Source organism: Pseudoduganella sp. R-31, assembly GCF_049913235.1.
In the GTDB taxonomy this organism is placed as follows: Bacteria; Pseudomonadota; Gammaproteobacteria; order Burkholderiales; family Burkholderiaceae_D; genus Rugamonas.
The window spans coordinates 2,036,237-2,049,171 of the sequence record NZ_CP183986.1; the positions used below are offsets into that span (position 1 = coordinate 2,036,237).

At 63.1% G+C, this 12,935-nt stretch carries 11 protein-coding genes; 5 read left to right on the forward strand and 6 right to left on the reverse strand.

Annotation, left to right across the window (positions count from 1 at the left end; translation table 11 throughout):
• Positions 1-27: 27 nt before the first annotated feature.
• Positions 28-1,041: a helix-turn-helix transcriptional regulator gene (locus tag ACN9MY_RS09260; RefSeq protein ID WP_426321873.1), complete on the forward strand. Its 1,014-nt coding sequence runs from the start codon at positions 28-30 to the stop codon at positions 1,039-1,041.
• Here the strand turns inward: ACN9MY_RS09260 and ACN9MY_RS09265 are convergent.
• Positions 1,026-1,346, reverse strand: coding sequence for a hypothetical protein (locus ACN9MY_RS09265; RefSeq protein WP_426321875.1), 321 nt, complete (start codon positions 1,344-1,346; stop codon positions 1,026-1,028). The two genes, ACN9MY_RS09260 and ACN9MY_RS09265, sit on opposite strands and share 16 nt — an antisense overlap.
• A gap of 158 nt (positions 1,347-1,504) precedes the next feature.
• Between ACN9MY_RS09265 and ACN9MY_RS09270 the strand changes: the two genes are divergently transcribed.
• The 4 genes from ACN9MY_RS09270 to ACN9MY_RS09285 all read left to right on the forward strand — a co-directional run bounded on the left by ACN9MY_RS09270 (position 1,505) and on the right by ACN9MY_RS09285 (position 8,253).
• Positions 1,505-2,827 (forward strand): BNR repeat-containing protein, encoded by a 1,323-nt coding sequence (locus ACN9MY_RS09270; protein ID WP_426321877.1) that lies wholly within the window; start codon positions 1,505-1,507, stop codon positions 2,825-2,827.
• Positions 2,828-2,856: 29 nt separating this feature from the next.
• Positions 2,857-5,742 carry a TonB-dependent receptor gene (locus tag ACN9MY_RS09275; protein ID WP_426337184.1) on the forward strand — a complete coding sequence of 962 codons (2,886 nt, stop codon included), beginning with the start codon at positions 2,857-2,859 and terminating at the stop codon, positions 5,740-5,742.
• Positions 5,743-5,840: 98 nt separating this feature from the next.
• Entirely contained in the window at positions 5,841-6,971 is a 1,131-nt protein-coding gene (locus ACN9MY_RS09280; RefSeq protein WP_426321880.1) for a glycoside hydrolase family 88 protein, read from the forward strand.
• 13 nt (positions 6,972-6,984) lie between these two features.
• On the forward strand, positions 6,985-8,253 hold the full coding sequence (locus ACN9MY_RS09285) for a DUF2264 domain-containing protein (RefSeq protein ID WP_426321882.1): 1,269 nt from the start codon (positions 6,985-6,987) through the stop codon (positions 8,251-8,253).
• A 7-nt stretch (positions 8,254-8,260) separates the two neighbouring features.
• On the opposite strand, the gene ACN9MY_RS09290 is transcribed toward ACN9MY_RS09285, so the two are convergent.
• Genes ACN9MY_RS09290 through dgoD form a run of 5 tightly spaced genes read right to left on the reverse strand, consistent with a single transcriptional unit; the run spans position 8,261 to position 12,838 of the window.
• On the reverse strand, positions 8,261-9,208 hold the full coding sequence (locus tag ACN9MY_RS09290) for a LysR substrate-binding domain-containing protein (RefSeq protein ID WP_426169996.1): 948 nt from the start codon (positions 9,206-9,208) through the stop codon (positions 8,261-8,263).
• A gap of 32 nt (positions 9,209-9,240) precedes the next feature.
• Positions 9,241-10,110 carry an SMP-30/gluconolactonase/LRE family protein gene (locus ACN9MY_RS09295; protein ID WP_426321884.1) on the reverse strand — a complete coding sequence of 290 codons (870 nt, stop codon included), beginning with the start codon at positions 10,108-10,110 and terminating at the stop codon, positions 9,241-9,243.
• Positions 10,088-10,744 (reverse strand): 2-dehydro-3-deoxy-6-phosphogalactonate aldolase, encoded by a 657-nt coding sequence (locus tag ACN9MY_RS09300; protein ID WP_426321886.1) that lies wholly within the window; start codon positions 10,742-10,744, stop codon positions 10,088-10,090. The genes ACN9MY_RS09295 and ACN9MY_RS09300 overlap by 23 nt, the downstream gene beginning before the upstream one ends.
• Before the next feature lies 1 nt (position 10,745).
• Positions 10,746-11,696, reverse strand: a complete 951-nt coding sequence (locus tag ACN9MY_RS09305) for a 2-dehydro-3-deoxygalactonokinase (RefSeq protein WP_426337185.1) — start codon at positions 11,694-11,696, stop codon at positions 10,746-10,748.
• Positions 11,690-12,838, reverse strand: a complete 1,149-nt coding sequence (gene dgoD / locus ACN9MY_RS09310; RefSeq protein WP_426170006.1) for a galactonate dehydratase — start codon at positions 12,836-12,838, stop codon at positions 11,690-11,692. Before dgoD ends, ACN9MY_RS09305 begins: the two co-directional genes overlap by 7 nt.
• Positions 12,839-12,935 lie beyond the last annotated feature (97 nt).

The following is a 12,935-nucleotide window of genomic DNA, read 5'->3' on the forward strand; positions in this document are numbered from 1 at the left end:
AATTCTTGATAACTGAGCATTCATCGGATGGCTTCCAAGGACTCCATGTTCCGGCAATGGAATATGCTGCGGCTGGTGCCGCGCGCACCATTGAGCATTACGGCCGCAGAGATTACCGAACGCTTGGCGCAGGCGGAGTACCCGATCGACAAGCGCACGGTCGAACGTGACCTGAAGGCGCTGGAATCGGTGTTTCCGCTGATGGTCGATGAATCGGCCAAGCCATTCAAATGGAGCTGGCGGCGCGATGGCGCAATTTTCAGCCTGCCCGGAATGTCGGTGCCGGAAGCGCTGACGCTGACGATGGTGGAGCAGTACCTGCACCGGCAGCTTCCGCCTTCGACACTGGATGCGCTGCAGCCGCACTTTTCCGCAGCGGCCCAGACGCTGGCGGCAATTGATGAAAGCACGCAAACCAAGGCATGGCTTGGCAAGGTGCGCAGCATTCCGTCGGCGCAGCCTTTGCTGCCGGCGGAAGTGGACGAGCAATGCCAGCGCACGGTCTACGATGCGCTGATGAAGGATCGACAGCTCAAGCTGCATTACCAGAAGCGCGATGGCAGCGCGCCGACTGTCTACGAATCGGTGCATCCCCTGGCCATCGTGCAGAAGGCCGGCACGGTCTACCTGGTTTGCATGTTTTCCGATTATGAGGATGCGCGCACGATTGCGCTGCATCGTGTGAAGCAGGCGGAAATGCTGTTCCTGCCGGCGCGCCGCAAAGCCGGCTTCGATATCGATGCCTTCATTGCCGAAGGACAGTTCGGCATTGCGAACGGCGGCGAGATCCGCCTGCAAGCGGTGTTCGCTCGCGCGGCCGGCGAACACCTGGCTGAAACACCTTTGAGCAAGGATCAGGTGCTGTACAGCGAATCGGCAGACCATTTGCGCCTGATCGCCACTGTACCGCGAACCCGCGCACTGACCTGGTGGCTGCTGGGTTTTGGCGATGGCGTGGTGGTGTTCGAACCGGCCGACCTGCGGGAAGAAATCAAGCAGACCGCCGAGCGCATGGCTGCCGCATATCAGGACCGGCGCTGAGCTGACTTGCCCCGTAGCCGCCGCCACAGGCCGATCAGCCACTCGATGAGGGCCGCCATCGGCTTGCGCAGGAAGGGAATGTCGTAGGACAGCAGCAGCAAGCCGATTGGCACGTCTTCCACACCAACCACCGGCATATACGGCGCAAGTATTCCGACTGCGATCAACGCCAGGGCGAGGGGAATCCGCACCCAGCGTGCACGGTCCGAGCGCGCCCATTCGATGAAGCGCTTCGCCTTGCTCGGCACCTCATGTTCAAGATCGTCGACCGCATGGTCGAGCTGCTGTTTGCCGTCCTTAGCCATTCCAGAATGCTACCCCTCCTGGACTTTTCAGCGCGCCCGGCTATAAGTACTGAAATGAGCTATATGCTTTTGATCTAGAAACTTCGAAAGAATATATAGGTTTCATATTTCTAATTGCATAGAATGATTTCGGCTTATTTAACGATTGCAACTCGACCATGAAATCATTCGCGAGGAAATGGAAGGCAATAGCTGCGGCGATGCTGGCCGCGCTGTGCATTCCGGCCGCGCAAGCAATCGACATCAAGCAATCCACCATTGGTCCCGGATGGGCCAATAATTCGGTCAACGTGACCGTATTCCGCAAGAATTCCCTCGTTACGCATGATGGCATGCAGTACGCCGCCTATTACGACGCCGAGCGCTACGTGGTGCTGGCCAGGCGGCGTGTGGACAGCAGCGACTGGACGGTCCAGCGCAGCCCATTCCGGGGCAAGGCCGAGGACGCGCACAACGGCATCAGCATCATGGTTGACGGGGCGGGCTACCTGCACGTGGCCTGGGACCACCACGACAATCCCTTGCGCTATGCCCGCAGCAAGGCGCCGGGTGGACTGGAACTGGGCGACCCGTTGGCAATGGTGGGGCGCGACGAACAGGCCGTGAGCTATCCAGAGTTCTATCGCCTGCCCGATGGCGACCTGCTGTTCCTGTACCGCGATGGCGCGTCGGGACGCGGCAACCTGGTGATGAACCGCTATCGCCACGCCAGCGCGAAGTGGGAACGCCTGCAGGACAAGCTGATCGACGGCGAGGGCCGGCGCAACGCGTACTGGCAGGCGCACGCCGACGGCCGCGGCGTGCTGCACCTGTCCTGGGTGTGGCGCGAGTCGCCGGACGTGGCGAGCAACCATGACCTGGCCTATGCCCGCTCGCGCGACGGCGGCAAGAGCTGGGAACATTCGGACGGGACGCCATACAGGCTTCCCATTACTGCGGCCAGCGCGGAATATGCCTTGCGCATCCCGCAGGGCAGTGAGCTGATCAACCAGACTTCGATGGCCGCCGATGCGGAAGGCCGTCCTTATATCGCGACATATTGGCGGGATGCCGGCAGCGCGATTCCCCAGTACCGCGTGGTATTCAATACGGGGCAGCGCTGGGAAGCGCGCACCCTACCGCTGCACAAGACGGCTTTCAGCCTGTCAGGCGGCGGCACCAAACGTATTCCGATGGCACGGCCGCAGTTGCTGCTGGCCGATAAAGGCGGCCTGGTGGTATTTCGCGACGAAGAGCGCGGCAGCAAGGTGTCGGTCGCAGTCATCGAGGATTTCCAGTCTTTCCAGTGGTCTGTGCACGACTTGTCCGAAACTTCGGTCGGCGAATGGGAGCCGACGTTCGACAGCGAGTTGTGGAAATCGCGCGGCATCCTGAGCCTGTTCGTTCAGAAGGCGTCGCAAGTGGACGGGGAGGGCGTTGCGCAGCGGCCGGCAGAACCGGTGCGTGTGCTGGACTGGGAGGTGTCAAAGCAGGTTCGTTAAAAAAGAAGTTAACAAGGGAGACATAAGAAATGAGGAAGAAAGTTCTTGCAACGCTGGTGCCCCTGGCATTGGCAACAGCATATGGCACTGGGGCCATGGCGCAGGAGGCGGCAGAAGCTCCGGCAGCACCGGCCGCACCCGCGGCAGCTGCTGCTTCGGGCGACGTTGCGGCAAACGTGGATGCGGCCAACACTGTGGTGGTGACGGGCTTCCGTTCCAGCCTGCAGAAGGCCCTGAACCTGAAAGCCCAGGCAATCGGCGTGCGCGATTCCATCGTGGCGGAAGACATCGGCAAGTTCCCGGAGTCGAACGTGGCGGAATCGCTGCAGCGCGTGCCGGGCATTATCCTGAACCGCGATGAAAGTTCGGCCGAAGGGCAGCGCATTTCGATTCGCGGCTTGCCGACGGAGTATTCGGTCACCACGCTGAATGGGGCTCCGGTGAACACCACCAGTACCGGTTCCATCGGCAACGCAGCGCGCGGCTTCAACTACGACGTGTTTGCTTCCGAACTGTTCGGCCGCGTGGACTTCTACAAGTCGCCGCTGTCCGAACTGCCGGAAGGGGGCATGGGCGGCGTGGTGGACCTGCAGTCCCCGCGCCCGTTCGATAATCCCAAAGGCGCGGTGCGCTATTCGGTAACGGGCGCGTACAACACCATGTCCGAGAAGACCGATCCGGCGGCATTCGGCCTGTTCTCCAAGACCTGGGGCAACTGGGGCTTCCTGGTCGGCGCTGCGCATTCGAAGGCGATGAACAATCGTTCCGGCTTCGAGGCGACCGGCGGCTATAACAGCTCGGCGCGCGGCAGCAAGACGCCGGTGCAGGGCAACTTCGCGATGCAGCTCGATTACGACGATCCGCGCGCCAACCTGTCGGGCTACACGCGCGACCAGGTGGACAATGCGCTGCTGCCGCGTATCTACCGCTTCTACGGCTCGTCCAATGACCGCAGCCGCGATGGCCTGGTCTCTTCGCTGCAGTACAAAGACAGCACGCTGAACGTCAGCCTGGATACCATGTACTCCAAGCTGAAAAACTCGCGCGACGAGCTGTATTACGGCATCCTGGTCCGCAACAGCAAGACCACCAACCCTAGCGCGCCTCCGGGCACGGCCGGCCACAATGGCCTGGTGCCGATCAACGTCCACATCGATCCGGGTTCGAACCTGTTGACCGGCACCTTCGGCAATACCTCGTACAGCAGCGGCGTCACCTACACCGAAGACGAGACGAAGTTCAGCTACGCGTCGCTGAACGCGAACTGGAAAGCCAACGACAGGCTGTCGCTGACCGGTCAGCTGAGCGTCAACAGCAGCAAGGCGCAAAGCTACCAGGACACGCTGTCCGGCCAGATTTTCGGCATCACCTCCACCATCGACTATGGCAGCGACCACGTTTATCCGTCGCTTTCGTCGACCAGCGATTACCTGAACCCGGCCAATTATGCCGGCTTCGGCATCGGCACCGGCCTGACGCGCGAGACCGACCGTGGCCGCCAGGGCCGCGTGATCGCGGACTGGGACTACAACCTGTGGGGCGATTGGACCGGCCACCTGAAAACGGGCCTGGTGTACGTGGAAACCGAGAAGGGCGTCCACAAGCGCAATGCCACGTCAGATATGACGGCCAAGCTGAATAGCCTGGGCAACACCGGCATGCGGCAGGGCATGGTGTTCGACCTGCCGATCAGCAACCTGGACATGAGCGCCGGCTGGCCGCACCAGTTCGGAACCTTCACCCGCAATTACACCTACTCGACTTTCGATCCGCTGGCGTACAACACCGAGGCGACCTTTACCCCGGCACAGAGCTTTACCGCGACCGAGAAAGTGACCTCCGGTTTCGTGCAGTCGGACTTCAAGGGCGAAGTGCTGGGCCACGGCCTGCGGATCAACGCGGGTGTGCGCTATTCGCGCACCGAGCTGGATATCGACAACTTCAAGAAGACCGGCGCCGGCGGCACCTACCAGCCTAACCAGGAAAGCGGCTCTTACCATAACCTGCTGCCGGCCATCAGCGGCGCCTTCGACGTTACCGAAGACCTGATGTGGCGCGCCTCCTTCGGCAAGACCATTTCCCGTGCTTCGCTGTCGATCATCGCAGCGCAGACCGTGGTGCCGAACCCGTTCGACAACTCGGCCACGGCGGGCAATCCGAACCTGCGTCCGCAGCAGTCGAAGAACATGGACACCAGCCTGGAATGGTACTTCCGCAAGGGCAGCCTGCTGTCGGCGGCATACTTCCGCAAGGTGCTGACCGATGCCACCGTGTCCAGCACGACCCAGACCACCTTCGGCGCTTTGGGCCTGCCGGATACCGCGATGGGCGCGATCTTCTACGGACCGGATGGCCGCGTGGACCCGAACCTGCCGATGACGCTGCGTACGTACAGCAACGCCGGACGCCAGGTGCTGAAGGGCTACGAGCTGTCGTACCAGCAGGACTTCGATTTCCTGCCTGCGCCTTACAAGGGCTTCGGCATGCTGGCCAGCTACACCCACATCGATCCGTTCAACAGCGCAAAGTGGATCACCAATGCGGGCAGGGAGATCGAGGTCAACTCGGTGCCGAAATATGCCTACAGCACCACCGCCTATTACGAAAACGGTCCGCTGGCGATTCGCTTCTCTTACAACTACAAGGGACGCAGCCTGCACGGCGACAATCCGAAGAATAACGGCGATGACCTGATCCGCTGGCGCGCGGCACGCGGCTACCTCGATGGCAATATCAGCTACAAGATCAACGACAACCTGGAACTGCGCCTCGACGCGCTGAACCTGTCGAACACCTTGTCGTACGATTATTTCGAGGATGCCACCGGCCAGTACGGCAGCGGCAAGAAGACCCGGATGGACTACGCGAAGTACGACGGCCGGACGATCAAGATCGGCCTGCGCGGCAAGCTGTAACAAACCTGGGGCGGTCTACTCTCTCTCCCGCTCCCGGTCTCCTTCGCCGAAGGCACGCAAGTGTCTTCGGCTTTTTTCGAATATGGACTATCGAAAACATGAAGCTAATCCACACAGTTTTTCTGTTTTTTGCGGCCGCTCTGGGCGGCTGCGCTTCCACACCGACGGCGCCGCAGCGGCAGGAAGTTGTCGGCATCATCGACAAGGTCAACACCTATTGGCAGTCCAACACGCCGGCCAGGGAATGGTCGTTCTGGAATGTGGCGGCCTACCACACCGGCAATATGGAGGCTTACCGCATCACCGGCAACCAGGCCTACCTGAAGTACTCGCTGGACTGGGCGCAGCATAACCAGTGGCAGGGCGCCAAATCGACCGACAAGGGACAGTGGAAGCTGACCTACGGCGAGACCGACGATCACGTGCTGTTCGGCGACTGGCAGATTTGCTTCCAGACTTACGCGGACCTGTACCAGCTCGACAAGGACCCGGCACGCATCGCCCGCGCCCGCGAGGTGATGGAGTACCAGATGTCTACCGTCCGCAACGATTACTGGTGGTGGGCGGATGGCCTGTATATGGTGATGCCGGTGATGACCAAGATGTACAACATCACGGGCAATCCGCAGTACCTGGAGAAGCTGCACGAGTATTTCCAGTATTCGAACAGCATCATGTACGACCAGGATGAAAAGCTGTACTACCGCGACGCACGCTACGTGTACCCGGCCCACAAGAGCGTCAACGGACGCAAGGACTTCTGGGCGCGCGGCGATGGCTGGGTGTTTGCCGGGATGGCGAAAGTGCTGCACGACCTGCCGAAGGACGCGCCGCATCGCGAGGAATACGTGCGCAAGTTCCAGGGCATGGCGGCGGCACTGAAGAAGGCGCAGCAGGCGGAGGGCTACTGGACGCGCAGCCTGCTCGATCCGCAGCATGCTCCTGGTCCCGAGACCAGCGGCACGGCCTTCTTCACTTACGGCTATTTGTGGGGCATCAATAATGGCCTGCTGGACCGCGCCGAATACGCGCCGGTCGCACTGAAGGGCTGGGGCTACCTGGCAAGCGTGGCACTGCAACCGGACGGCAAAATCGGCTATGTGCAGCCGATCGGCGATCGCGCCATTCCGGGGCAGGTGGTGGACAGGAATTCGACCGCACACTTCGGCGTCGGCGCATATTTGCTCGCGGCCGCCGAAATGGTGCGCTACATCGATAAAAGCAAATAGAAGGAGACACAGGATGGAACGACGTAATTTCATGCGCGGCCTGCTGGCTGGGGGAGCAGCGGCCGCAGCTCCGGCGATGGCTCTTGCGGCTGGCGCTGGCGCGGCTGCTGCTGGGGCGCCGGGCGGCGATCGCGCGTACATGGCCGGGCTGCTGCAAAAGATGGCCGATCCGGTGCTGGCCAGTATGTCAAAGGGGGAGCTGAAGAAGAAATTCGCCCTGGAACTTAGCCCTACCTGGGACGGCCGCGATTCCGGTGTGGCCTACCTGGAGTGCTTCGGCCGCCTGATCGCCGGCATGGCGCCCTGGCTGGCGCTTCCCGACGACGACAGCGCAGAAGGCCGCGCCCGCAAGCGCCTGCGCGAACAAGCCCTGCAAAGCTACACGCACTCCGTCGACCCGAAATCCCCGGATTACCTTTCGTGGAAAGTGCACGGGCAGACCCTGGTCGATTCCGCCTACTTCACCAATGCCCTGATGCGCGCGCCAAAAGCGCTGTGGGAGCCGCTGGACGCCGCCACCAAACAACGCATCATCGATGAAATCAAGGGCCTGCGCCGCATCGAGCCGCCGTACATCAACTGGATGCTGTTCGCGGCCATGAATGAGGCCTTCCTGCTCTCCATCGGCGAGCAGTACGACCCGATGCGCATGAACGTGGCGATCCGCAAGGTCAATGAATGGTATGTGGGCGATGGCTGGATCAAGGATGGCGAAACCTTCCACTTCGACTACTACAATTCCTTCGTGATGTATCCGATGCTCGTGGAGATCCTCGAAGTGCTCGCCCGGGCCAATGGGCCGTTCTGGAACGGCAAGCCGGCGGACCTGCTGGCGCAGGCGCAAAAGCGCATGCAGCGCTATGGCGAACACCTGGAACGTTTCATTTCGCCGCAGGGCACCTTCCCGCCGATCGGCCGCTCGCTGACTTACCGTACCGCCGCCTTCCAGCCGCTGGCGCTGCTCGCCTGGCGCAAGCAGTTGCCGGCCAGCCTGCCGGAAGGCCAGGTGCGCGCTGCGATGACGGGCGTGCACAAGGCGATCTGGACGGAGCCAAGCAATTTTACGAAAGAAGGCTACCTGACCATTGGCTTTGCGGGACACCAGCCGGAACTGGGCGACTGGTACTCGAACAACGGCAGCATGTATATCGCCGCATCGAGCTTCCTTGCGCTTGGCTTGCCAGCCGACGATTCGTATTGGACCTCGGCGGCGCAGGACTGGACGCAGAAGAAGGCCTTCGGGGGCAAGAAATTCCCGAAGGACTACCACGTCAGTTATTGAAGGAGACTTAACGCCGGTAGCGCGCCTGCGCGGCATCGCGCAGGGCTACCAGCATGGCTTCCGCGCCCGGCGACAAGCGGTGGCGCTTGCGGGTGACGATGCCGTACATGTCCATGCGCAGGCCAAGGTCCCAGGGCAGCACGGCCAGCAGGCCGGCATCCAGGTAGGGGCGCACGGTTTCCTCCGGCATGGCCGCGATCATGCGACTGCCGGGCAGCAGGTTGACCACCACCGGCATGGCCAGTGTTTCCACCACTTCGGTTGGCGGTTCCAGGCCTTGAGACAGGAACATCGATGTCAGGCGGTCGCGCAGGATACTGCCGGCCGGCGGCAGCACCCAGGGTTCGCGCGCCAGGTCGGCCAGTTGCAGGTCCTTGCGTCCCACGAAGGGATGGTCGGCTGCGGCGATCAGGCTATGCGGCTCGTCGGTGAGCGGCTCGAAATTGAACTCGGAAGCGACGTTGGAATCGAGCAGGCGCCCGATCACCAGGTCGAATTCGCCGGCACGCATGCGTTCGACAAGAATCTTGGAAGTGTCGACGGTAATCGATACCTGCACCTTGGCGGTGCGGTTCTTCAGCAGCTTGACGGCGTCGGTGACCAGGCCGGCGGAAGGCGTCAGCACCGTGCCAATGGAAACGCGGCCGGAAAGGCCCGAGACCAGTTCCATCACTTCCTGGTGCGCCGCATCCATTTCTGCCAGCGCGGTGCCGGCGCGCCGTATCATTACTTCGCCGTACCACGTCGGCACTACGCCTCGCGGCAGGCGCTCAAACAACTGGACGTTCAGTGCGTGTTCGATCTCGCCCAGCAGCTTGGATGCCGCGGGCTGGGTGAGGTTTGCCGCCTGTGCTGCATGCAGGATCGAGCGGTGCCGGCCCAATTCGACCAATAGCACCAGGTGGCGCGTTTTCAGGTGGGACCTTACAAATCGGTCCGAGCGTGGATCTGACATGCGGACAATAATAGGGCCGCTTCCCGGCAGCGTCAATCAGCGGCGTCGTCAAACAGGGACGGGGCCAATCCCTGCACGCCGGGTATCTCGATGGCGTGCAAGCCGCCGTCAAGGGCGCCTGCTGCCAGTTGTTCCAGCCCCAGTCCACCGAAGACCGGGCGCGAGGGTTGTGTTGCCGACAACGGCAGTTCGCGCAACGGCGTGCCGTCGGCGGTGAATTGCGCCAGGCGGCCGCGCCGTCCTTCTTCGCGCAGCGCAATCCATACGTTGCCGCCGGCATCCAGCGCCAGGCCGCCGGCACGGGCATCTCCCAGGCTGGCGAACCGTTTGATTCTACCGACTTCGGCACCTGCCGGGTCATACGTAGTTTCCAGTACTTCGCGGCCGTCGCCGCTGGCGAAGTACAGCGTGCCGCCATCGGGGCTGAAGCCGATTCCATGCGCGGCAACGACTGTCGGCAAGGCCAGCCGGCGCAGGCCGAAACGCCGCGAGAACTGGTAAAAGCTGCCGATGGGAGGAGAGTCGGGATTCAGGTTGGCAGTGCCGAGGACGAAGTTGCCGTGGCGGTCGGCACAGCCGTCGTTGATGCGAGTGCGTGCTTCGGCGGGATCGACGGCGGCGATGGCGAGGGGCAGGCGGCGCGCCAGTTTCAGGGCGCCCGGCGGGGTGCGTTCTGCCAGGTACAGCCATTTGTCGAGGCCAAGCAGCAGTTTGCCGCTGCGGCAGAAGGCGAATGCGGCAAGATGTTCCGGCAAGCGGCTGTTTTCCGGGGCGCCCTTGCCGCCCCAGGCCTTCAGGGCCGGCGTGGCGGCATCGCTCCACCACCAGCAGCTGTCGTGCCAGAGCAGTGCGCCAATGAGGGCGTTGGGCAGGAGCGTTTCAGGCTGGGCGTGCTGTTCCATCCTGCCTCCAGGCGGTGACGAAGGCGTTGGCTCGTTCGGCTACGGCTGCGGCATCCAGGCCTGGCTGGTACAGCGCCGAACCCAGGCCGAAGCCGCTGGCGCCGGCGGCACGCCAGGTGGCCATGCTGCCCGGCGTGACGCCGCCCACCGGCAGCAGCGGCAAGGCAGGCGGAAGCACGGCGCGCATGGCGCGCATGACAGTCGGCGTCACCAGTTCGGCTGGGAACAGCTTGAGCGCATCGGCGCCGGCGTGGGCGGCCGCGAAAGCTTCGGTCGGCGTGGCGGCGCCTGGTACGCAGAACATGCCGGCTGCCTTGGCGGCGCGGATCACGGACGTATCGGAATGCGGCATCACGATCAGCGCGCCACCGGCGTCGCGCACTTCCTGCACGGCGGTGGTAGTCAGGACGGTGCCTGCGCCCAGCACGGCGTCGGCCGGCAGGCTGCGCGCCAGGCGGGCAATGGAATCCAGCGGCTGCGGGGAGTTGAGCGGAACTTCGATCAGGCGGAAACCAGCTTCATACAGGGCGGCGCCGATGGCTTCCACCTCGTGCGGCTGGACGCCACGCAGGATGGCTACAAGGGGCAGCGTCTTGAAGGCGGTTTCGAAAGGTGTGGCGGAAGGTGCGGTCATTTCAATCCTTGAGCATGCCGGCGGCGCGTGCCAGGTGGTACAGGCCGGCGGGAGCGGTGTTATCGAGCAGCAGCGGCGCCGCGGCGTGGAAGCATTGCAGGGCAAGCGCGTAGCGCCGGCACAGGACCTGGCTGCCGACCAGTGCCAGCGGCGCACTCGCCAGGCCGGCCGCATCGCGCCAAGCCAGGCCGGCGCGCAGTTCGTGGCCGACCAGCAGGCCGGAAAGGTAATCAGCCAGGTCGCTGGCCGGCGCGCGGCCGGTGACGCCGAGGGTGCGTGCTGCAAAAATCTGGTGGCTCATGCCGAGATGGCCGTAATCGCGCGCGGCTTCGACGCCGGCGACGAAGGCATGTTCGGCGAAGGTTTCGCTGTTGCCCATCAGGCGGCCCAGCACGGAATGGGTGCGCAGCACGGCAAACAGTTCGCCCGTCATATGGGTCGCGAAGCGCATCAGGCGGCCGTCGTTCACTTGCGCCCATTTGGAATGAGTGCCGGGCATGACGATGCAGGATGAGTCGCGCAGCGCGGGTTGCAGTTGCAGGGCGCCAACCACCTGAGTTTCCTCGCCGCGCATCACGTCGGGGGGCAGGGCGCCGTCGTCGTACAGCATGCCGGGAACGATGGAGATTTCGGCGCCAGGGCTGGCCAGCATGCCGGCTGCCAGCGCGCTGGCGTTGGCGGGGCAGGCAGCGTATGGCACGTCGCGCCAGCCGTGCTGGCTGCCGATCATGCCGCAGGCCAGAACCGGCAAGCGCCGATGCGCGGCCAGCCAGTCGCCGGCAATGCCGTCCAGCGCGGCCGCGAAGGCCGTCGCGCCGGACAGCGTGGACGCACCTTTGCCGTTGCTGCGTTCCGCCAGCACTTTGCCGCCGGGGCCCAGCAGGAAGGCGCGCAGGCTGGTGCTGCCCCAGTCAAGGGCGAGCAGGCTGGCGGTGTTGGCGTTGCTTACCATTCCGCTACGCTGCCGTCAGGATGGCGCCACAGCGGATTACTCCAGTCGGGCGCATTGCGGCTGGCTTCAATCACGCGCTGTTCGTCGACCACCACACCCAGGCCTGGCTTGGGCAGCGGCTTGATGTAGCCGTTCTCGATCTTGAAGTCTTCCTTGTTCACCACGTAGTCGAGCAGCTCGCCGCCCTTGTTGTAGTGAATGCCCATGCTCTGCTCCTGCAGCACGGCGTTGTACGACACAAAGTCGACGTGCAGGCAGGCGGCCAGCGCAACCGGGCCAAGCGGGCAATGTGGGGCCAGGGCAACGTCGTAAGCTTCCGCCATGCCGGCGATCTTCAGGCATTCGGAAATGCCGCCGGCGTGCGACAGGTCGGGCTGCACGATCGAAATGCCGCCGGCCTGGAAGACGTTCTTGAATTCGAAGCGGGAGAACATGCGTTCGCCGGCCGCCAGCGGAATCGAAGTCGATTCGGCCAGGCGCGGATAGTACTCGGCCTGTTCCGCCAGCACCGGTTCTTCGACGAACAGCGGGCGGTAAGGTTCCAGTTCGCGCAGCAGCACCTTGGCCATCGGCGCAGCGACGCGACCGTGGAAGTCGATGCCGAATTCGATCTGGTTGCCGAAGGCTTCGCGGATCTCGGCGATACGGGTGACGGCGGCATCCACGGCGGCGGAACTTTCGATGATGCCGAATTCCTCGGTGCCGTTCATCTTGAAGGTATCGAAGCCTGCTTCGCGCAGCGTCTTGATGCCGGCGATGACGTCGGCCGGGCGGTCGCCGCCTACCCAGCTATAGGTCTTCATGCGGTCGCGCACCAGGCCGCCCAGCAGCTCGTACACCGGCACCCCGAGGGCCTTGCCCTTGATGTCCCACAGCGCCTGGTCGATGCCGGCGATGGCGCTCATCAGGATGGCGCCGCCGCGGTAAAAGCCGCCGCGGTACATGACCTGCCACAGGTCGTTGATGCGGCGCGGGTCCTGGCCCACCAGGTATTGCGAGAACTCGTGGACGGCGGTTTCCACGGTACGTGCCTTGCCTTCGATGACCGGTTCGCCCCAACCGACTACGCCTTCGTCTGTTTCAATCTTGAGCAGCATCCAGCGCGGTGGAATGCGGTAGGTGGTCAGTTTTGTGATCTTCATTTTTGTTCGTTTGTGAAGTGGTAAGGCAAGTCTATCTTGGCGAGCTAGTTCAGAAATATGAGAAATTTATCGTCTTGTATATCGATTGGGCATAACG

Bases quoted from the DNA above. Each gene is read 5' to 3' on its own strand.
- ACN9MY_RS09280 (WP_426321880.1), top strand. From the start codon at position 5,841: ATGAAGCTAATCCACACAGTTTTTCTGTTTTTTGCGGCCGCTCTGGGC.
- ACN9MY_RS09270 (WP_426321877.1), top strand. From the start codon at position 1,505: ATGAAATCATTCGCGAGGAAATGGAAGGCAATAGCTGCGGCGATGCTG.
- dgoD (WP_426170006.1), bottom strand. From the start codon at position 12,838: ATGAAGATCACAAAACTGACCACCTACCGCATTCCACCGCGCTGGATG.
- ACN9MY_RS09290 (WP_426169996.1), bottom strand. From the start codon at position 9,208: ATGTCAGATCCACGCTCGGACCGATTTGTAAGGTCCCACCTGAAAACG.
- ACN9MY_RS09260 (WP_426321873.1), top strand. From the start codon at position 28: ATGGCTTCCAAGGACTCCATGTTCCGGCAATGGAATATGCTGCGGCTG.
- ACN9MY_RS09300 (WP_426321886.1), bottom strand. From the start codon at position 10,744: ATGACCGCACCTTCCGCCACACCTTTCGAAACCGCCTTCAAGACGCTG.
- ACN9MY_RS09285 (WP_426321882.1), top strand. From the start codon at position 6,985: ATGGAACGACGTAATTTCATGCGCGGCCTGCTGGCTGGGGGAGCAGCG.
- ACN9MY_RS09265 (WP_426321875.1), bottom strand. From the start codon at position 1,346: ATGGCTAAGGACGGCAAACAGCAGCTCGACCATGCGGTCGACGATCTT.
- ACN9MY_RS09275 (WP_426337184.1), top strand. From the start codon at position 2,857: ATGAGGAAGAAAGTTCTTGCAACGCTGGTGCCCCTGGCATTGGCAACA.
- ACN9MY_RS09305 (WP_426337185.1), bottom strand. From the start codon at position 11,696: ATGGTAAGCAACGCCAACACCGCCAGCCTGCTCGCCCTTGACTGGGGC.
- ACN9MY_RS09295 (WP_426321884.1), bottom strand. From the start codon at position 10,110: ATGGAACAGCACGCCCAGCCTGAAACGCTCCTGCCCAACGCCCTCATT.